Here is a 20,058-nt window from a genome sequence, read left to right on the forward strand (position 1 = left end):
ATGAGCGTCGAGCCGACGACGATCGAGCAGAGCGCACCGCCGCCCCGGCACGTCGCGGGGCCGCTGCTGCGGATCTTCCCGCCCGGCCTGTACGCGGGTCGGGCGAGCAGGCTGGTCGAGCGGTCCATGCTCGCCGGGCGGGGCGCCTGGCTGGCCATCCTGTCCGGCTTCTTCGAGCCGCTGTTCTACCTGCTCTCGCTCGGCGTCGCCTTCGGCGGGATGGTCGGGCAGCTCAGCGCTCCCGGCGGCGCCCCGATCGACTACGCCGCCTTCATCGCGCCCGGCCTGCTGGCCGTCTCGGCGATGAACGGCGCGGTGTACGACGCCACCTTCAACATCTTCTTCAAGCTCAAGCATGCGAAGCTCTACGACGCGGTGCTGGCCACCCCGATGGGGCCGCTCGACGTCGCGATCGCCGAGATCACCTGGGCGGTGCTGCGTGGCGGCGTCTACTCGGCGGGCTTCCTGTGCGTGATGCTGGGCATGGGCCTGATCACCTCGCCGTGGGCGCTCCTCGCACTGCCCGCCGCCGTGCTGGTCTCCTTCGCCTTCGCCGCGGTGGGGATGGCGGCGACCACCTTCATCCGCTCGACGCAGGACTTCGACTTCGTCCAGCTCGCCATCCTGCCGATGGCATTGTTCTCCACCACTTTCTTTCCGCTGGAGGTCTACCCGAGGGCCGCGCAGCTGCTGGTGCAGTGTCTGCCCCTGTTCCATGGTGTGGAGCTCATGCGGGGCCTGTCCACGGGTGCGGTGAGCTGGGGCCTGCTCGGGCATGTCGGGTACTTCGTGGTCATGGCCGGGATCGGCGTCGTCATCGCCACGCGGCGGCTGGAGCGCCTGCTGCTGAAGTAGCGCGGTCGTCGCGTGGCGGGGGCGCCCCCGGCGGCCGCGCTCGCGACGGCCTTCGTCCTGACGCCGATGTCCGTCCGCCGGTGTCCGTTCCCGCCGAATCCCCTCGGCCTGCGTCCGCTCGCCTGCGCCGGGCGGCTCCGCGCAGGCAGGCCCGCCGACTGCGCCTCCCGGCCTGCGGGAGCACGGCCGTTACCCTGTTCGCCGTGAGCGTCGAGTCCGTCTTCCCCCGGTTGGAACCGCTGCTGCCCAGGGTGTCCAAGCCCGTCCAGTACGTCGGCGGTGAACTGAACGCGACCGTCAAGGACTGGGACACAACCACCGTCCGCTGGGCGCTGATGTACCCCGACGCCTATGAGGTCGGACTCCCCAACCAGGGCGTCATGATCCTCTACGAGATCCTCAACGAGCAGCCGGACGTGCTCGCCGAACGGACCTACGCGGTGTGGCCGGATCTCGAGGCGTTGATGCGTGAGCACGACGTCCCGCAGTTCACCGTCGACGGACACCGACCGGTCGGCGCCTTCGACGTGCTCGGGGTCAGCTTTGCCACGGAACTGGGCTACACGAACCTCCTGACCGCGCTGGACCTCGCAGGCGTCCCGCTGCACGCGGTCGACCGCACCGAGGACCACCCGATCGTCGTGGGCGGCGGCCACGCGGCCTTCAATCCGGAGCCGATCGCCGACTTCCTGGACGCGGCGATCCTCGGTGACGGCGAAGAGGCCGTGCTGGAGGTCACCGACCTGATCCGTCGATGGAAGGCCGACGGCAGACCCGGCGGCCGGCCTGAACTGCTGACCAGGCTGGCCGAGACCGGCCAGGTCTACGTGCCGCAGTTCTACGAGGTCGACTACCTCGCCGACGGTGCCATCGACGAGGCGCGCCCCGTCGGCGACCGGGTTCCGGCGCGGATCGCCAAGCGCACGACCATGGATCTCGACGCCTGGCCGTACCCCAAACAGCCGCTGGTCCCTCTCGCGGAGAGCGTGCATGAGCGGATGAGCGTCGAGATCTTCCGCGGCTGCACCCGAGGCTGCCGGTTCTGTCAGGCAGGCATGATCACCCGTCCGGTGCGGGAACGCTCGGCCGAGGGCATCGGGGCGATGGTGCAGCGGGGACTCGAGGCCACCGGCTTCGAGGAGGTCGGCCTGTTGTCGTTGTCGAGCGCCGACCATTCCGAGATCGCCGAGGTGACCAAGGGGCTGGCCGACCGGTACGAGGGCACTAACACCGGCCTGTCACTCCCGTCGACCAGGGTGGACGCCTTCAACGTCGACCTTGCCAACGAGCTGGCCCGCAACGGTAGACGCTCGGGCCTGACCTTCGCGCCGGAGGGCGGCAGCGAACGCATCCGGCGCGTGATCAACAAGATGGTGTCGGAGGAGGACCTGATCCGCACCGTCACCACGGCCTACGCCAACGGCTGGCGGCAGGTGAAGCTGTACTTCATGTGCGGGCTGCCCACCGAGACCGACGAGGACGTGCTGCAGATCGCGCGGATGGCCAAGGAGGTCATCCGGGCGGGCCGGGCCGCCTCGGGCAACAAGGACATCCGGTGCACGGTGTCCATCGGCGGGTTCGTGCCCAAGCCGCACACGCCGTTCCAGTGGGCCGCGCAGTTCGACCCCGACACGATCGACGCGCGACTCCGCCGCCTCCGTGCCGCGGTCAACGAGGACCGCAGCCTGGGCCGCAGCATCGGGATGCGCTACCACGACGGCAAGCCCTCCCTGATCGAAGGCCTGCTCTCCAGGGGCGACCGGCGGATCGGCCGGGTCATCGAGCGGGTGTGGCGCCAGGGCGGGCGTTTCGACGGCTGGACCGAGCACTTCTCCTATCAACGCTGGCTGGACGCCTGCGCCGCCGAACTGCCTGCGCTGGGCGTCGACATCGACTGGTTCACCACCCGCGAACGGACCGAACACGAGACGCTGCCCTGGGACCACCTCGACTCCGGGCTGGAGAAGGAGTGGCTGTGGGCGGACTGGCGTGACGCGCTCGACGAGCAGGAGCAGGAAGACTGCCGCTGGACGCCCTGCTTCGACTGCGGGGTGTGCCCGGCGATGGGCACCGACATCGAGATCGGGCCGACCGGACGCACGATGCTGCCGATCAGTCCCGTCGGCCAGGGCAGCCCGGTACGAAATCCCTCCTTGCCCGCAGGCGGCTGAGGTCTGATCCTGGAGGACACGGACGGCCTCGGCGCCATCACGTCGAGTCCTTCAGCGCGGTCTGTGGTCCGCCTCCCCTCGGGTGCGGAGGATGGAGCGGGCGAGCCGTGGCGGCGGAGTCGCCCACGGCGAGTCGCCTCGCTCGACGGGAGGACCGACGATCAGGCCCCGACCCCCAGGAGGACCTCGGATGACCGTCACGACGCAGGAGCAGCAGCGCATCCGTGAGGAGCGACTGGTCGAGCTGGTCGATCAGCAGGGCCGGACGCTGGGACGCTCCTCGGTTCATGCGGCGCACTCCGACGGCGGGCTGCTGCACCGTGCCTTCTCGGTGATGCTGGTAGACGGGCGGGATCGCGTGCTGCTACAGCAGCGCTCCTCGGCCAAGCTGAGATTCCCGACCAGATGGACCAACAGTTGCTGCGGACATCCGTGGCCCGGCGAGTCGGTCGTGGCCGCCGCACGGGTGCGGCTGCGCGAGGAGTTGGGCGTGGAGGTCGCCGACCTGAGCGAGGCAGGCGCCTTCGTCTACCGGGCTCCCGACACGGAACAGGGTTACGTCGAACACGAGTACGACCACGTCCTGATCGGGCGCTTCGAGGGCGAGCCCGGCGCGGTCGATCCGAGTGAGGTCCGCGCCCTGCGCTGGACCCCGTTGGCGGAGGTGCTCGCGACGCTGGACGGCGGCGGGCATGCGGACTTCACCCCGTGGTTTCCCCAGGTGGCAGGGGCGACCCGTGACTTCCTCGCGGCGCGCTGAGCCCGTCCTAGGGCACGTCGGCCGGTCCTTTTCGACAGGAACCTGATCCTGGGCCGGGCCGGTCGGCGGGCGCAGGGTCGCGGCTGGGGAAGTGCGCCTCCGGCAGGACGGTCGACGGCTCGTCTGCGGTCGTTGAAGCAGGGAACGGCGCCTGCGGAGCGGACGCCGGGGACGGGTGATCACGGCGACGGCTCGAGCCGTGGATCGCGGCGGCTGCCGTCAGTTCCGCACCGCACGAAGTGCGTCGACCAGGCCCGCGCCGTAGAAGCTGTTGTACGACTTGGCGCCGACACAGTCGGCATCCGGCGTCCCGTCCAGATTGAGGTCGTACTCTTCGGGACAGGACAGCGGGTTGGCCTGGTGGCGCAGGACCGAGCGAAGCTCGGCGGGCGAGGCGTCGGGGCGCTGGGAGACCAGCAGCGCGGCCACGCCCGCGACGTGTGGCGCCGCCATCGACGTGCCGCACCGGTCCTCGTAGCCGCCGGGGACCGTCGAGCGCACACACCGTCCCGGCCCGATGCCTGCCGGGTGCCGCCGGTCACCGCCCGGCGCCGCGAGATCCACCACGCCGAGGCCGTACGAGCTGTAGCGGGCCTTGGTCCCGTCGGCGGCCACCGCCGAGACGGTGACCACGTCGGAGAGGCCCGCGGGTAACGGGAGGCAGTCGCGCCCGCTCGATCCGGCCGACGGGCGGTCGGTCAGGGCCAGGAGGTCGACCGCGTCGTTTCCTGCCGCCGCCACGGCGAGCACGCCTGCATCGGTGGCGTGGCCCATCGCCCGCCGCACTGCCTCCGTCGCGACCTGGGCGCCGGGTTCCTGTTCGCAGTCGAGGTGCCACGGATCGATGATGTAGCTGTTGTTCGTGACGTCGACGCCCTGCTCGGCCGCCCACAGGTAACCGCAGACCGCGTACTCCGGGTAGATCAGGCCCGCCTCGTCGACGACGCGGACGGCGGCGAGTCGGACACCGGGCGCGACGCCGGTCATCCCCGCTCCGTTCGAGGAGATGATGCCTGCGACATGGGTGCCGTGCGCGGAGTTCGTCGGCGTCCATGCGGCCGTGGACACGTCGGGGGCACCGCTGAGACAGCCTGCCGAGGCTCCAGGGTCGACGGCGTCGGCCAGCGCGGGATGTCCGCCGTCGATCCCGGAGTCGAGGACGCCGATCAGGACGTCCGCACTGCCGAGGTCGAGTCGATGGGCGAGATCGCCCCGCACCTGGCGTAGCGACCAGCCCTCAGCGCGGACCTCAGGGTCCAGGGGGAGTGCATCCGGTCCAAGCTGCTCGGCCGCCTGCGAACCGCGCCGCGTACTCGGCGTGGACGTCGCACGCGTCGCTGTCGCCCGCTGCGCCGAGAAGGCCCGATCCGGCCCGAACCAGGTGTCGAATCGGTCGTCTGCCGAGACAGCGACCGCGACGCCGATCTCCGGATAGTTCACCGTCGTCGTTCCGCAGGCCGCCTCGATCTCGGCCTCGGCCGCGTCGTCGGGCGTGCCGGGTTCGAAGAGCACCAGATACCGATACGCCTCGCCGTCGTCGTGACACGACGGCTGCCGAAGATCCGCAGGCGGCGTCATCTTGAGCGGGGCCGCGAGCTGGCCTGCGGCTAACAGCGCGACGCCTGCCACGGCTGCTGCCGCCGGGCTGAGCAGAGGCACGAACTCGCTCCTGTCGCGTCGATCACATTCTCGGTGTCTGTCGCTCGCGGCGGATCGTCGCCGTGCGTCGCAGCCCCCGTTCCCGGCAGCATCGCCCGGAATCCCTGCCCTGCTCGCGGCCGGGCAGGCAGGAGCTCGTTGCGGGGGGACAGACCGGTCGAGCATCGTGTCCCCACGATGTGCGGACGGTAACGAGTCCTGCGTCGCCGAGACAAGCAACGGACGATCACAACGGCGCGGTACGGTCTTGCGCGACCCCCACATGCGGCGCCCAGGATGGTGTGAGCTGAGCGGCAGATCCGAACCGAACCCGTCCCCACCCTCGGTACAGCGACTCCGACTGAGGTTCGCCAAGCGCGACCGGCTCCGATTCACCTCACATCGTGATGTGGCGCGGTCCGTGGAACGGGCCCTGCGTCGAGCGGGCGTGCCGATGGCCTATTCGCAGGGCTTCAACCCGCATCCGAAGGTCTCCTGGGCCGGTGCCGCCCCGACGGGCGCTGCGAGTGAGGCCGAGTACGTCGAGTTCGCGCTGGCCGAGCGCGTCGATCCTCCGATACTCGGGCGTGAGCTGAACGCGGCCCTGCCGCCGGGACTCGACATCGTCGACGTGGTGGAGGCCGGTCCGGGTTCGCTGGCCGAGCGGTTGACGGCGAGCAGTTGGCGGATCGAGGTGCCGGGCGTCGATCCGGAGGTGCTGCGCGACGCCACCCGCCGGATGCTGGCCGAGGAGGTGGTGGAGGTCGAGCGGCTGACCAAGAACGGCCTCCGCACCATCGATGCGCGCGCCGCGATCGTCCGCGCGGAGGTCTACTCGTCGGCCGCGATGTGGTCGGACACCGCGTGCGCCGCGTGGTCGGATACCGCGACGTCGGCTGTCGCCGCCGACGGAGGGTCGGCGGCTGTTGCGGCGGCCACAGTGTCGTTGGACACGGTCTCGTCGGACGCGGCCTCGTCGACCGGCCTGACCGTCGCCGCGTTCTCGTCGACGTCCGTCGCCGCCGACGCGGCGCCCGTGCAGGGCGGGGACCTGCCCATCGTCGACGGCGGGCACGCGACGGCCACTCGGTCGTGGAACGGCATCGTCGCAGACCCGAGCCGTCCCCTCCCGACGGACGGACCTGCGGAGACCGCCACGCATCGTGACGCCGTGGTGGCTCGGCGCGCCGGGACGGCTGATCGGCGCAGTGTGGAAAGACCGTATGGGATACTCGTGGTGGTAGTGCGGCAGGTGACTCCGACCGTGCGACCGGACGACGTGCTGAGTGCGCTTCGCGTCGTCGCTGCTGTGGAGCCGCCGGTACCCGCGAAGGCGACCCGGATGGCGCAGGGGCGGCTCGACGATGATGGGCGTCTAGTCGATCCGTTGACCGCTGATCGAGCGGTTGCCCGAGACTAGGTCGGGTAATCCCTGTCACAGGGGATGAGGGGCAGGCCCACACGGCGTCGTAGGCATCCGCCTGCGCTGCTTTTCGAGCTCCGGCTCGGAAACGGCAGGCTTCAAACAGGATTCCCGTCGCTCGACGCGACGGAGACGAACAGGAAGGCCCCTGCGCGGCCGCGTCCGGCCAAGGACGCGCCCGGGGGCGGAGGAGCTGTATGTCGATGAAGAACGCGCCCGCTGACGAGCGCAGCGGGGTTGCCGATGCACGGGCAGGCGGGACGGAACTGCCCGCCAAGCTGCGAGTGCACGCCTTGGCGAAGCTGCTGGAGGTACGAAGCAAGGACGTGTTGACTGCGCTGGAGGCGTTGGGGGCCGAGGTTCGCAGCGCCCAGTCGAGCGTGTCCCGCGACCTGGCACTTCAGGTGATCGAGAAGCTGGCGCCCGCCGAGGAGGCCGCCGGGACCCCGAGCGCGGCCGCCGAGGAGTCTGCCGCCGCTGCCGAGCAGCCCGCCGAGGACTCCGGTCCGAGGGCTGCCGCCGCACCGGTCTTCGCGCCGCCGCAGCCGGTCTTCCTCCCGCCGCAGCCCGCGGCGGCGCCCGCCGCTCGCCAGGCACCCGCCAAGCAGGCCGCAGCGAAGCAGCCGCAGGCTGCCGAGCCGGTCGAACAGGCCGTAGTCTCCCCCTCGGCGCCCGAGGACGTCGACGAGGACGAAGACGCAGGCAGCAGGCGTCGCCGCCGACGCGGACGCCGGGGACGGGGCCGAGGACGAGGCGGCCAGGACGCGGAGGGCGGCGAGGAGCCCGGCGACGACGAGGACGGCACGCCCGCCGAGACCGCCGCTGACGTCGTGCCCGAGGCCCCTGCGGAGGAGCAGGCGGCCGCCGAGCAGGACGGAGAGGACACCGAGGGCGAGCAGTCGGAGGGCAGCAGGCGCCGTCGACGTCGCAGGCGGCGGAAGGGCACTGCCGAGGACGACGCGGCCTCGCGGTCCGACGACCCGCCGAACACGGTGGTGCACGTCAGGGAGAGCAAGCCCGCGCAGGTCAAGGCCGAGCCAGTCGTCGAGGACGAGGTCCGTTCGGTACGCGGCTCCACCCGTCTGGAGGCCAAGCGCCAGCGACGGCGCGACGGCCGGGAGGCGGGCCGCAGGCGCGTGCCGGTGCTGTCGGAGGCCGAGTTCCTGGCTCGTCGTGAGTCGGTGGAACGTCGGATGGTCGTGCGTGAGCGCGGCGACCGCACGCAGATCGCGGTGCTGGAGGACGGCGTCCTCGTCGAGCACTTCGTGACGTCGTCGGGCACCGGATCGATCGTGGGCAACGTCTACCTCGGCCGAGTCCAGAACGTGCTGCCGAGCATGGAGGCCGCGTTCGTCGACATCGGCCGCGGCCGTAACGCCGTGCTCTACGCGGGCGAGGTCGACTGGGACGCCGCAGGCCTGGAGGGCAAGGCCCGCAAGATCGAGCAGGCGCTGTCCACCGGGGACAGCGTGCTGGTCCAGGTCACCAAGGAGCCGGTCGGGCACAAGGGCGCCCGCCTGACCACCCAGATCAGCCTCCCCGGGCGATTCCTGGTCTACGTGCCCGGCGGCGGTGCCACCGGCATCAGCCGGAAGCTCCCCGACGTCGAGCGCAAGCGGTTGAAGGAGATCCTCAAGCGGATCGTCCCCGACGAGGCAGGTGTGATCATCCGCACCGCGTCGGAGGGCACCAGCGAGGAGTCCCTGGATCGGGACGTCCGCAGGCTGCGTGCCCAGTGGGAGATCATCAAGGAGCGGGCCGCCATTCCGCGCGCCCAGGCGCCGCAACTGCTGTACGAGGAGCCGGACCTGCTCATCAAGGTCGTCCGTGACCTCTTCACCGAGGACTTCTCCGGCCTGGTCGTCCAGGGCGACACCGCGTGGGACACCATCGAGTCGTACGTGAACCACGTGGCGCCGGATCTGGTGGGCAGGCTCCGCAGGCACGTCGGCCTGAAGGACGCCTTCACCGAGCACCGGGTGGACGAGCAGCTGGCCAAGGCACTGGATCGGAAGGTTTGGCTGCCCTCCGGCGGTTACCTGGTGATCGACCGCACCGAGGCGATGACGGTCGTCGACGTCAACACCGGCAAGTTCACCGGCTCCGGCGGAAACCTGGAGGAGACGGTCACCAGGAACAACCTGGAGTCGGTGGAGGAGATCGTCCGGCAGCTCCGGCTGCGGGACATCGGCGGCATCATCGTCATCGACTTCATCGACATGGTCCTGGAGTCCAACCGTGACCTCGTGCTGCGCAGGCTGACCGAGTGCCTCGGCCGGGATCGCACTCGGCACCAGGTCGCCGAGGTGACCTCCCTGGGGCTGGTGCAGATGACGCGTAAGCGCGTCGGCACCGGGTTGCTCGAGGCCTACAGCACCACCTGTGAACACTGCCGGGGTCGCGGGGTGATCGTCTCGACCGAGCCGGTCGGCGCGGTGACGGGCAACGGCGCGTCGGGGACGGCCGGGGCGGCCGCAGGCAACGGCACGGCGAGCCACCAGCATCAGCATGCGGCGCAGGCCGGAGCCCAGGCCAACGGCGCGGGCGGTTCGGACAAGCAGAACGGCAGCGCTCCTGCTCAGTCGCGGCGGTCGCGGCCCAGGGGCAAGGGCAACGTCGCGCTCGACACCGTCGCCGAGACGGCGGCCCAGGCGATGGAGCAGGTCGCCGAGGCTCAGGCGCCGGTCGAGAACAGCCGGGAGAACGGCGACGCACCCCGTCAGGGGCGTCGGCAGACCAAGGCCGAGGCTCGGGCCGAGGCCAAGGCCGCCCGTGAGGCCGACGCAGCTCGCGCGGCGGAGGAGGCGCGTGCGGCCGAGCCTGCAGGCGAGCCGCCCGCCGCCGAGGTGGTCGAGAAGCCCGCCGCCGAGCCCGCTCGGCGCAACGGGCACGCGGTGCGGACTCCAGCGGCGGCGCAGGAGACGGTCGTCGAGCCTGTCGCTCCGGCGGAGCCCGCCGCGACCCCTGCGGCGGCGCCTGCTCGCAGGCAGCGCAGGCGTGCCGCAGCGCGGCCGGCGGGCCCGCCGAAGGGGAGCCAGACCGACAACGCGTGACCGAGACGGCGGGGCCTGGATTCATCGGGCCCCGCCGTTCTCGTCCCGAGGGGATATCACGGGACCGGCGCGGTGGGCCGGGTGCGTACGGCGGCTGAGTACCGGCCGGGACGTGCACGACACGGCCACGCCGCGTCGGCGACCGGGCTCCTCCCCACCCCCGACGTGCTCATCGGTGAACTCTCACAGGCAGCCGGGACGACGCCGAATCGTCAGCCGTCGAGGGCGGCCGCAGGAGAATCACGTTCGGACGCGGTTTGCGTAATCCGTCATCGAATGCCGGCCCACTTCGTCGCGAATCGCCGTCGACTTCTGGTCGCCGACCCCTCGATCGGCAGAACCGGGCTTCGTGAATGGCGATTCGCAGGCCGGTGCGTCGATCTGCGGATAGGTCGCGGTCGCGGTCGGCTGTCCGGGTGAATGGTTGCCGCCGGACAGCAGACGCCGGTCTCCCCAACGCCCCGCAGGCGTCCACCGGAACCGATCGTCGCCAGCCCCGTCGCCTCTCGAGGCGGGTCACGGCGGTCGGATCGTCGATTCGACCGTATTCGCCGAGATTCGATGTACCCGACGGCCTGCTCGGCGGGCGAATAGTCGCCGCCGCCGCGAATTCCCGGCCGAGCACTCTCTTGTCTCTCGGGCCGCCGTCGCAGCGATATCGCGCCGATATTCCGATCGCAATTCTGTCGGGTCGCCCCGCCGCTATGCTAGGTGTGATGCAGGGCACTGCGTCGTGCGGGGGTTTCAGATGGGGGCAGGTCTGGTTCTCGACGCCGTTCGGGCCGACGGGATGGCTCGGTCGGTGAGCCTTGCCGTGCCGGTCGGTGGCATCGCCGGTGTCGTCCTGCCGGACTCGGCGACGTTATGCCGATTCTCGGACGCGGTGATCGGCACGGGCGACGGCTGGACCGGCCTGGTCACCGTCGGCGGACGACCACGAGCCCGACCGGACACCGCAAGCCTCGACGGGGCGCAGCCGTTGATCGGCCTCGTCACGGCTGACGGCGGGCTGCTCCCACACCTGAGCCTCCGCGAGAACATCGTCTTCGGCAGGCTGAGCGCCGGTGGCGGGGCGAGCCCGCGACTGGCAGACGAGGCCGACAAGGCCGCCGAACGGGCAGGCCTGCTGATGAGTCTGGACCGCCATCCGCATCGAGCCACGCCAGGCCAACGACAGCAGGCAGGCTTCGCCAGGGTGCTGTTCCGTCGGCGCCCGGCCGTCGTCGTTGAGGATCGGACGGGATTCCCGCGCTGGGCGGGCAGACTCGACGCGGCTGCCGCCCGGACCGGCGTCGCCCTGCTGGTCGTCACCGATGACCGACGTCGGCTCGACGGATTCGTGCCCGCTGCCGACGTCGTCGATCTGACGCTGCCCGAGGGTGTCTCCTCGTCGACCGTTCCACCGGATCCGGGATGACCGCGCGGGGTTCGTCAAGGGCACGCAACGGCGTCTCCCGACGCGCCGTTCTCGGGGCGCTGGCCCTTCCGCTCGGTGCCGTGGTCGGCATGGGCCCGATCGCAGGCTGCTCGGCCGTCACCGGGTCGCTGCGCGTCGCGGTGACCTGGAGCGGGCGGGAGCTGGCGTCCTTCCGGCGGGTCCTCGACGTCTTCTCCGCTCAGCACGGTGTCGGCACGGAGATCGTGCCGATGGGCGATGACATCGCCGCGGCACTCGGCGACCGGCCGGTGGGCTCGCCGGACGTGATCATGCTGCCGCGCCCGGGGCTCCTGCGTTCCGGTGTCGCCTCGGGCGGGCTGGTTCCGCTGGAACTCGACGACGACGCGGCCCCGGCAGGCTGGCGGTCGGTCATGTCGGTGGACGGTCGTCGATACGGGTTGCCCTTCAAGATCGTGCACAAGTCCTGTGTCTGGTACCGACCGCAGGCACTGGCCGATCTCGGCGAGGACGTCCCCACCACCTGGGAGGAGTGGACGTCGCTCAACGCCAGGCTCGCCGCCGCGGGCCGTACTCCGCTGGCGTTGGGGGCCGCCGACGGCTGGGTGCTCACCGACTTCTTCGAGAACGTGCTGCTCAGCATCGACCCCGGTGCCTACCGGACACTGGCCGAGACCGGCATCGGCTGGCGCGGGGACGGCGTGCAGGAGGCGCTGCGCCGGGTCGGGGGGATGTGGGGCGCCCCGTACGCGCTGGCGGGCGGGGCGGTGTCGGCGCTGGCCACCCAACTCGACGAAGCGGTGCTCGACGTCTTCGCCAGGGACAGGGCCGTGATGACGACCGGCTCGGACTTCGTCTACTCGGTGATCGCCGAGCACAGCCCGGCCGATCAGGACGGGCGCTGGCAGTGGGATCTCTTCCGGTTCCCCCGTGCCGAGGACGGCGGCGTTGCGCCGCTGGTGATCGGCGGCGACGTCGCCGTGGTGACGGCCCAGGCGCCGTCGACGGCGACGGACCTGGTCGAGTGGTTGGCCGGGGCGGACGCGGCCACGATCTGGGCGGGCGAGGGCGGGTTCCTCTCGCTGCGGGCCGACCTCCTCGACAACCGGTATCGCCATGCCCGGCTCGCCCGGCTGGCCAAGGAGGTCCGCGATCCGCCGGGCGGACTGTCCTTCGACCTCTCTGACCAGCTCGGTGCGCGAGGGGGCAGGCTGTGGGCCGAGTTGCAGCGATTCCTCCGGGAGGTCGAGGGCGCCGACGAGCAGCGCATCGCCCGGCTCGCCTTCCAGCTCGGCGAGCGGATGGACCGGCCGGTCCACGGCGGCGCCAGGGTCCCGGTGGGCTGACCCGTGGACGAACCGACCCGCGACGGCGGGGACCCTCCTGAGCGCCCGGCAGCAGTCCGCCCGGCGCGCAGCCCTCGATCCCGTGCCGCCGACGGTTCCGAGTCCGCCCCGGGGGAGGCGCCGAGCCCCGCGTCCTCCCCAGGGCCGGAGCCTGCGCCGGAACCGGAGCCTGTTCGCGACTACGTGGAGCTGGAGACGGTCGGACGCGATGTGACCGGGCCGTCGGTGCACGGCGTGGCGGCTCGACCACAGCGCGCGCACTTCCTGTCCGTCGTCAGCCTCCGCGTCGTGGCGAACGTCTTCGCGGTGCTCCTGGCCGCGCTGCTCGTCACCTCGATCCTGGCGACCATCTGGCGCAGCATCCGGCTGGACGGACCGACCGGCGGCCTCGGCATGTCGCACTACGTCGCGGTGCTGTCCGACCAGACGATGCGCGCTGCGCTGCTGCGCAGCGGACTCTGGGCGGCGGTGGCCGTCGGCGTGGCCCTGCTCGGACTGATCGTGGCCGCGCTCGGGCGATTCGTCGGCGACGCCTCGCGGTTGCTCACCCTGCCCCTGCTCATCCCGCTGGCCGCCTCGATGCTGGTGACCGGCGCGGCCTTCCGCCTGCTCGTCGACCCCGACCCCGACCGAGGGATGATCAGCGCCGTCGCCGTCGCAGGCTACGAGGCCCTGGCCGACCCTGCCCCTGCCGGCGGGGCACGACCCGACGAGACGGCACCGGAGGAATCGCGCCTGTACGACCAGGGCGACCTGGTCACCACGTTCAACTACCGGGCGGGATGTCACGTCGACCTGCGGGTGGTGACCCCTCGCGAGGCTCCCGAGCCCCGTCCCGGCTCGCCTGAGTCGTCGGACGAGACGTCCGACCGAGATCCCGTGTCCTGCGTCGACCCCGATTCGCAGCCGCCGAACCGGATCACCGGCACCCTGCATGACCAGTCAGGGGCACTGCCCGGGGTCACGGTGCGAGCCGACGCCTTCGGCATCGACCCGGTGGAGACGGTGACCGACGACCGTGGTCGTTTCGCCGTGGAACTCGGGCCTGCCGGGGCGACCGAGTCCGTCGATCACCGACTGATCATCCCGGAGCGGTCGACCACGCCCCCCTGGCCCGGACCGCAGCCGTATCGAGCCGAGGTGATCTGGATTCCCTTGGTGCTGGCCTTCACCTGGGCCTGGCTGGGCTTCGCCGTCTCACTGTTCCGGACGAGGCTCAACGTCATCCCGCCGGACCTGGTGCGGGTCGCGAAGGCCGAGGGCCTGCGCCCCCTGCACCGGCTCACGCGCGTGATCGTGCCGCTGCTGAGACCGGTGATCACCGTCGTGCTGTTGACCTTGATGGTCGCCGCGGTTCGGCTGTTCGACCTGATGCTGGTCATGGTCCCCGGCCCGCTCCAGGCCGACGTCGAGGTCGGCGCGCTGCTCTGGTGGCGCTCGCCCGAGGCGACGCCGGGGGAGCGGGCGGCCATGGCCACGCTGCTGTTCGGCATGGTCGCGGTGGTCGCGCTCGGCGCGGTGTGGGGCGTTCGACAGGCGCGCGGCGTGACCAGCGTGATCCTGCCGGTGCCCGCACCCGCCGAGCGAGTCCCGCTCATCGGCCCGCCGATGCGACAACGGACTCTCCTGCGTCGATCGATCGCGGTCCTGCTCGGGCTGCTGGGGCTGATCTGGCTGTCGCCCCTCATCGTGCTCGTCGGGACCTCCCTGCGGTCGCCTGCCGACGCCGCGCTGACGGGATTCTGGAACGGCGGCATCGACGGTCTCGGGCTCGCCTCGTTTCGCGCGGCGCTGGACAACGGCCTGATCGGCGCGCTCGGGGCGAGTCTGTTCATGGCGGGCACCACGGCGCTGCTGGTGGCGGTGATCGCAGGCTCGGTCGGCCACGCACTGGCCTGGAGCGTCGCAGGCCCACGCCTGGTCAGCGCCGTCGTGATCGTGTTGGCGCTGCTCGCCGTGGCGCCTGTGCAGCTTTACGCCGCGCCGATGGCCGAGTGGTTCGCCGCCACCAATCTGACCGGGACCTCCCTCAACCTCGCGTTGATCCTCGCGCACACGGCGGCTGGCCTGCCGTTCGCGATCCTGCTGATGCGCGGCGCATTCCTCACCACCTCCTCCCCGCTGGACCAGACGTTGACGGGCGAGATCGACCGCCAGGCCGAGGGCCTCGGGCTCATCCGGCGACACTGGGACGCCGTCGTCGCCGTCGCGGTGCTCGAGTTCGTCCTGGTCTGGAACGACCTGGTGATGGGGCTGCTGCTCGGCGGGACGCCCGCCTCGCCGCTGACGCTGCTGCTGTGGGGCGAGCTTCGTTGGTTCCACACCTCGGCGGGCCCGATCGCGGCGGCGGCGGTCTTCTCGCTGATCGTGCCGTTGATCGTGCTCGGACTGGGATGGCGAACGGCCGTCCGAGGGCTGACGGGGGTGCGTCGCCGTGCAGGCCGATGACGAGCGTCGAGGCGACGGCGAGGTGCGGGAGCGGGTCGTCAAGATCCTGGCCTGGCTGCCTCTCGGACTGCTCTCGGCCGCGTTCGCGGAGGCCGTCCTCGCGCGGCCGGACAGCCGGATCTCGCTGGCGATCATCGTGTCCGCCGGTGCCTGCACGGCTGCGCTGGCGTGGATCGGCGTCGCGGCCGTGCGTTCCTGGCGTCGGCGCAGGCCCGCCGACGTGGAGCGCCCCGCGCCCGCGCGCCCCGGCCGCCGACGCGCTGCGGCCGGGACGATCCGCTTCTATGCCCGCCGTGCCGAGTTCCATGCGGCCGACCTGGCCGTCCCCACCCGTCGCACCGGGGCCGAGAAATGGTTCGCCGAGGAGGAGGACCGGATGGTCGCGCTCCTGTGGAGCGGCGACGTCCGACTGAACGAGCTGCGTCGACTTCGGGTCATCGCGAGTGCCCTGGAGGTCTGGTTCTCGCGGCAGCGCCGCTACGTCGACCTGCGGGGACTCGCCGATGCGATCGAGGCGGCGTGCGAGCAGGCCGCCCGGCGACGGGTCGACGACCTCCGACGTCGGTTGCGGCGATCACCGGGTCGGGTGACGCGGCAACCGGATGCAGAGGTACGCAACCTCGCGCGGATCACCCGCGCCACCGCGCTCCGACTCGAGGGACAGGCCGAGCTGGCCGAGAAGGAACTCGGCTCGATCACCATGACGGACTCGGGCGCGCTCTCGGGTCGGGAGAACAACGCGTGGGCCGTGCTTCGCCTGCTCGAGGCGGAACACGGCAGGCTCACCGGGACGCTGTCCGCCCATCAGGAGGACGACGCCCTGCAAGAGGCGGAGAGCTGTCTTCGGGACGCCGCCGAGCGGCTGCCCTCCTCCGATCTGCACGCCTGGATCGGCGTTCGGATCAACCTGGGCGTCCTGCGGCTGCGTCGAGGGGAGCCGCAGCACGCCCTCCACCACCTCAATGAGGCGGAATGGCTGGCCAGACAGGTCGAGGACCACTCGGCCGAGGCCCACGCGGTGGAGCTGTGCGGAGTGGCCGAGTGGCGGCTCGGCGATCGGGCGCACGCGTGTCGGCGGTGGCGCGCGGCCGAGGAGGTCTTCAGGGATCTCGGCGATGACGCGGGCCTGGCGCGCTGTCTGCTGCACGGTGGCACCGCACTGCTCGTCCAGCCGGACCTCGGTAAGGCGCTGTCCGACGATACGGAGTCGTGGACGGTGGAGCATGCGGCGGCCGTCGCGCTGGACCGCCTCGACCGCAGTATCGAGCTTCGAGGCGGGGAACCCGCCGACTCACCGGGACTCGTGCTCGCTCATCGGTATCGTGACCAGGCAGAACGCCTCCTGAGGGGGAGTGGGCGGCCGGGGGCCTCCGCAGCGGACGCCACCCCGGTTTGACCCTCTGCCCGCCGGGCACGTAACCTGAGCGCCGGTCGCCCGTCCGGGCTGACCCAGCCGTGCGAGGTCTCACAGAATCCGCTTCATCGATCTGTGTTCGCACGCCGTCCATCATCGTCGAGTAGCAGGAGACTTCCGTCCTGATGTACGCGATCGTCAAGACCGGCGGCAAACAGTACAAGGTGGCTGTCGGCGACGTCGTCGAGGTCGAGAAGCTTGAGGGCGAGCCGGGCACCGCGGTCAACTTCCCGGCGCTGCTCGTCGTCGATGGCAACGACATCACGCACGACGCGTCCGCCCTGGAGAAGTTCTCGGTGACCGGCAAGGTCGTCGAGCAGTCCAAGGGCCCCAAGATTCGCATCCACAAGTTCAAGAACAAGACCGGCTACCACAAGCGGCAGGGTCACCGGCAGAAGCTGACCCGCGTCGAGGTCACCGGCATCTCCGACAAGTGAGGACCTGAGCAGCCATGGCACACAAGAAGGGCGCATCCAGCTCCCGGAACGGCCGCGATTCCAATGCCCAGCGGCTCGGTGTGAAGCGCTTCGGCGGTCAGGTCGTCAGCGCGGGTGAGATCCTGGTGCGTCAGCGCGGCACCAAGTTCCACCCTGGCGTGAACGTCGGCCGAGGCAACGACGACACGCTGTTCGCACTGTCCGCAGGCGCGGTCGAGTTCGGCAGCAAGCGTGGTCGTAAGACCGTCAACATCGTCCCGGCGCAGGGCTGAGCCCCGCCGCCGACGACGTCAACGACCCCGGCGAGGGGCGGGCCCGGAGAGTTCCGGCCCGCCCCTCGCCTTGTGTCGTTCCGGCCCGGTGATCCGCCGGCCCGGACAGTCAGGGGAAGGAGTACCGCCGTGTCCCGTTTCGTCGACCGCGTGGTGATCCATGTGGCCGCAGGCAACGGCGGCAATGGCTGCGCCTCCGTGCACCGTGAGAAGTTCAAGCCGTTGGGCGGCCCGGACGGCGGAAACGGCGGGCGCGGCGGAGACGTCGTCCTCGTCGTCGACTCCAACGTGCACACGCTGTTGGACTTCCACTACCGACCGAACGCCCGCGCCACCAACGGCAGGCAGGGCCAGGGCAACAACCGCGACGGAGCGACCGGTGTTGACCTGGAGCTGAAGGTCCCCGACGGCACGGTGATCACGGACGCCGACGGCAACATCCTGGCCGACCTCACCGGCCACGGAACCCGGCTCGTCGCAGCTCAAGGCGGCCGAGGCGGGCTGGGCAACGCCTCGCTGGCGTCCAAGGCCCGTAAGGCTCCCGGCTTCGCGCTGCTCGGTGAGCCAGGCGAGGAGCGCGAGCTCGTCCTGGAGCTCAAGTCCGTGGCCGACGTCGGCCTGCTCGGCTTCCCGTCGGCGGGCAAGTCCTCCCTGATCGCCGTGCTCTCCGCCGCCCGCCCCAAGATCGCCGACTATCCGTTCACGACCCTGGTGCCGAATCTGGGCGTGATCACGGCGGGCGAGACCGTGTTCACCATGGCCGACGTGCCGGGACTCATTCCGGGCGCCAGCGAGGGCAAGGGCCTCGGACTCGACTTCCTGCGGCACATCGAGCGTTGTGCGCTGCTGGTCCACGTCCTGGACTGCGCGACGGAGGAACCCGGCCGCGACCCCGTCTCCGACCTGGAGGCGCTGGAGGAGGAGCTGGCCCGCTACACGCCCTCACTCGGCGGGGACCTGGCCGACCGCCCCCGGATCGTCGTGCTCAACAAGATCGACATCATGGAGGCGCGCGAACTGGCCGACATGGTCCGGCCCGACCTGGAGGAACGTGGACTCCAGGTGTTCCCGGTCTCCACCGCGACCAGGGAGGGCCTCCGCGAGCTGACCTTCGCCCTCGGCAAGGTCGTGGCCGAGTACCGGGCCGCACAGCCTGCCCCGGAGGCGACGCGCCTCGTGCTGCGCCCCACCGCCGTCGACGACAGCGGGTTCACCGTGACCCCGAATCCCGCCGAGCCGGGCGCGTTCGTGGTGCGTGGCGACCGTCCGGAGCGATGGGTGCTGCAGACCGACTTCAACAACGACGAGGCGGTGGGCTATCTCGCCGACCGGCTCGCCCGCCTCGGGGTCGAGGACAAGCTCGCGGCCCTGGGCGCCGAGCCCGGTGCGTCGGTGACCATCGGCGGCCTCACGTTCGACTGGGAGCCCACCACCCCCGCAGGCGTGGCGATGTCGATGACCGGCCGGGGAACCGACCGGCGACTGGAACGCAACGACCGGGTGCCCGCGAAGGACCGCAAGGCGGCCTCCCGGATCCGGCGCGGCATCGACGTGGAGGACACGACGGGATGAGCGGTGGCGCGGCGGTGCTGTCGGAGACGCGACGGCGGGTCGGCGCGGCGCGCAGACTCGTCGTCAAGGTCGGCTCCTCGTCGCTGACCACCGCCTCGGGCGGGCTGGACACGGCGAGGCTGGACGCGCTGGTGGACGCCGTCGCGGGGCGATGCGCGCGCGGCGGTCAGCTCGTACTGGTCTCGTCCGGCGCGATCGCCGCCGGGCTGGCGCCGCTGGCGTTGGCCCGCCGTCCTCGTGACCTGGCGACGCAGCAGGCCGCCGCAGGCGTGGGTCAGCTCGCGCTGGCACACGCCTACGCCACGTCCTTCGGTCGTCATCAGCGGGTGGTCGGCCAGGTGTTGTTGACCGCCGACGACGTCGTCCGCCGGGCGCACTACCGCAACGCCCAGCGCACCTTCGAACGGCTGCTCGCGCTCGGGGTGGTGCCGGTCGTCAACGAGAACGACACCGTCGCCACCGATGAGATCCGCTTCGGTGACAACGATCGACTGGCCGCCCTGGCGGCGCACCTCGTCGGCGCCGACGCACTGGTCCTGCTCTCCGACGTGGACGCGTTGTACGACGGCGATCCTCGGCACGGCGGGGCCCGGCGGATCACCGAGGTCGAGGGCGCGGGCGACCTGGCCGAGGTCCGGGCGGGAGACGGGCGGGCCGACGGGCTGGGCACCGGCGGGATGGCCTCTAAACTCGCCGCAGCGCGCATGGCGTCCTCGGCGGGCATCCCGGTCCTGCTCGCGGGCGCCGACGACGCGGTGCGGGCTCTGGGCCCCGCCGACGTGGGTACCGCCTTCGGCGTCACGGGCGCCCGGCTGTCCGCCCGCCGGTTTTGGCTCGGTCACGCCGCGAGCGCGACCGGCCGGATCAGACTGGACGACGGCGCGGTCCAGGCCGTCACGCAGCGCAGGCGGTCGCTGCTGGCTGCGGGGATCACCGGGACGACGAGCGACTTCCACGCCGGCGACGTCGTGGAGCTGGTCGACGGCACGGAGCGCGTCGTGGCCAGAGGGGTCGTCGCCTACGACGCAGCCGAACTGCCGGAGCTGATCGGCCGGTCCTCCCATGAGCTCCCCGCCGAGTTCCGCCGCGAGGTCGTGCATGCCGACGATCTCGTCGTCGTGAGCTGATCCGGCGCGTTCGCAGGCTTCAGTGCCCGGACCGGGCCGCGCGGGCTGTGCGGCGGTGCACTGGGTGATCCCGGCGGGAAGTCGATCGCACGGTACGGCCAGAATGGGTGTCGTCCGGTGACTGAGCGTGTCGGCGGACGACACGT

14 protein-coding genes are annotated in these 20,058 nt (G+C 71.4%); 13 read left to right on the forward strand and 1 reads right to left on the reverse strand.

The genetic code is table 11. From position 1 onward, the window contains the following. The 3 genes from UA75_RS08205 to idi all read left to right on the forward strand — a co-directional run bounded on the left by UA75_RS08205 (position 1) and on the right by idi (position 3,786). A complete protein-coding gene (locus tag UA75_RS08205) occupies positions 1-855 on the forward strand; it encodes an ABC transporter permease (RefSeq protein ID WP_075739741.1) in 855 nt (284 codons plus the stop codon). 203 nt (positions 856-1,058) lie between these two features. Next, entirely contained in the window at positions 1,059-3,026 is a 1,968-nt protein-coding gene (locus UA75_RS08210; protein WP_075739742.1) for a TIGR03960 family B12-binding radical SAM protein, read from the forward strand. Positions 3,027-3,216: 190 nt separating this feature from the next. After that, complete coding sequence (gene idi / locus UA75_RS08215; RefSeq protein WP_075739743.1) at positions 3,217-3,786, forward strand: isopentenyl-diphosphate Delta-isomerase; 570 nt, start codon at positions 3,217-3,219, stop codon at positions 3,784-3,786. Between the two features lie 219 nt (positions 3,787-4,005). Here the strand turns inward: idi and UA75_RS08220 are convergent, their stop codons facing one another. Further along, complete coding sequence (locus tag UA75_RS08220; protein WP_075739744.1) at positions 4,006-5,445, reverse strand: S8 family peptidase; 1,440 nt, start codon at positions 5,443-5,445, stop codon at positions 4,006-4,008. Positions 5,446-5,707: 262 nt separating this feature from the next. Here UA75_RS08220 and UA75_RS34395 point away from each other — a divergent pair, with 262 nt between their 5' ends. From UA75_RS34395 to proB, 10 genes are all read left to right on the forward strand, one after another. After that, positions 5,708-6,844, forward strand: a complete 1,137-nt coding sequence (locus UA75_RS34395) for a TIGR03936 family radical SAM-associated protein (protein ID WP_261340763.1) — start codon at positions 5,708-5,710, stop codon at positions 6,842-6,844. 200 nt (positions 6,845-7,044) lie between these two features. Continuing rightward, positions 7,045-9,900, forward strand: coding sequence for a translation initiation factor IF-2 N-terminal domain-containing protein (locus UA75_RS08235; protein ID WP_075739745.1), 2,856 nt, complete (start codon positions 7,045-7,047; stop codon positions 9,898-9,900). A gap of 748 nt (positions 9,901-10,648) precedes the next feature. Continuing rightward, positions 10,649-11,317 carry a hypothetical protein gene (locus UA75_RS08240; protein WP_075739746.1) on the forward strand — a complete coding sequence of 223 codons (669 nt, stop codon included), beginning with the start codon at positions 10,649-10,651 and terminating at the stop codon, positions 11,315-11,317. After that, positions 11,314-12,642, forward strand: a complete 1,329-nt coding sequence (locus tag UA75_RS08245) for an ABC transporter substrate-binding protein (RefSeq protein WP_075739747.1) — start codon at positions 11,314-11,316, stop codon at positions 12,640-12,642. Before UA75_RS08240 ends, UA75_RS08245 begins: the two co-directional genes overlap by 4 nt. A gap of 3 nt (positions 12,643-12,645) precedes the next feature. Next, entirely contained in the window at positions 12,646-15,090 is a 2,445-nt protein-coding gene (locus tag UA75_RS08250; protein ID WP_157434061.1) for an ABC transporter permease subunit, read from the forward strand. Further along, entirely contained in the window at positions 15,077-16,486 is a 1,410-nt protein-coding gene (locus tag UA75_RS08255; RefSeq protein ID WP_075739749.1) for a hypothetical protein, read from the forward strand. Before UA75_RS08250 ends, UA75_RS08255 begins: the two co-directional genes overlap by 14 nt. Before the next feature lie 143 nt (positions 16,487-16,629). Then, entirely contained in the window at positions 16,630-16,941 is a 312-nt protein-coding gene (gene rplU / locus UA75_RS08260) for a 50S ribosomal protein L21 (protein WP_075739750.1), read from the forward strand. A gap of 14 nt (positions 16,942-16,955) precedes the next feature. Beyond that, the gene (gene rpmA / locus UA75_RS08265) at positions 16,956-17,213 is read left to right on the forward strand and encodes a 50S ribosomal protein L27 (RefSeq protein ID WP_075739751.1); all 258 of its coding nucleotides are present in this window, start codon (positions 16,956-16,958) and stop codon (positions 17,211-17,213) included. 129 nt (positions 17,214-17,342) lie between these two features. Continuing rightward, a complete protein-coding gene (gene obgE / locus UA75_RS08270) occupies positions 17,343-18,785 on the forward strand; it encodes a GTPase ObgE (RefSeq protein WP_075739752.1) in 1,443 nt (480 codons plus the stop codon). Beyond that, complete coding sequence (proB, locus tag UA75_RS08275) at positions 18,782-19,912, forward strand: glutamate 5-kinase (RefSeq protein ID WP_198042965.1); 1,131 nt, start codon at positions 18,782-18,784, stop codon at positions 19,910-19,912. The genes obgE and proB overlap by 4 nt, the downstream gene beginning before the upstream one ends. Positions 19,913-20,058: the final 146 nt, after the last annotated feature.

This window comes from Actinoalloteichus sp. GBA129-24 (genome assembly GCF_001941645.1).
Lineage (GTDB): Bacteria > Actinomycetota > Actinomycetes > Mycobacteriales > Pseudonocardiaceae > Actinoalloteichus_A > Actinoalloteichus_A fjordicus.

Coding starts and splice junctions, on each gene's coding strand:
- UA75_RS08205 (WP_075739741.1), top strand. CDS start 1: ATGAGCGTCGAGCCGACGACGATCGAGCAGAGCGCACCGCCGCCCCGG.
- idi (WP_075739743.1), top strand. CDS start 3,217: ATGACCGTCACGACGCAGGAGCAGCAGCGCATCCGTGAGGAGCGACTG.
- UA75_RS34395 (WP_261340763.1), top strand. CDS start 5,708: ATGCGGCGCCCAGGATGGTGTGAGCTGAGCGGCAGATCCGAACCGAAC.
- UA75_RS08235 (WP_075739745.1), top strand. CDS start 7,045: ATGTCGATGAAGAACGCGCCCGCTGACGAGCGCAGCGGGGTTGCCGAT.
- UA75_RS08240 (WP_075739746.1), top strand. CDS start 10,649: ATGGGGGCAGGTCTGGTTCTCGACGCCGTTCGGGCCGACGGGATGGCT.
- UA75_RS08245 (WP_075739747.1), top strand. CDS start 11,314: ATGACCGCGCGGGGTTCGTCAAGGGCACGCAACGGCGTCTCCCGACGC.
- rplU (WP_075739750.1), top strand. CDS start 16,630: ATGTACGCGATCGTCAAGACCGGCGGCAAACAGTACAAGGTGGCTGTC.
- rpmA (WP_075739751.1), top strand. CDS start 16,956: ATGGCACACAAGAAGGGCGCATCCAGCTCCCGGAACGGCCGCGATTCC.
- proB (WP_198042965.1), top strand. CDS start 18,782: ATGAGCGGTGGCGCGGCGGTGCTGTCGGAGACGCGACGGCGGGTCGGC.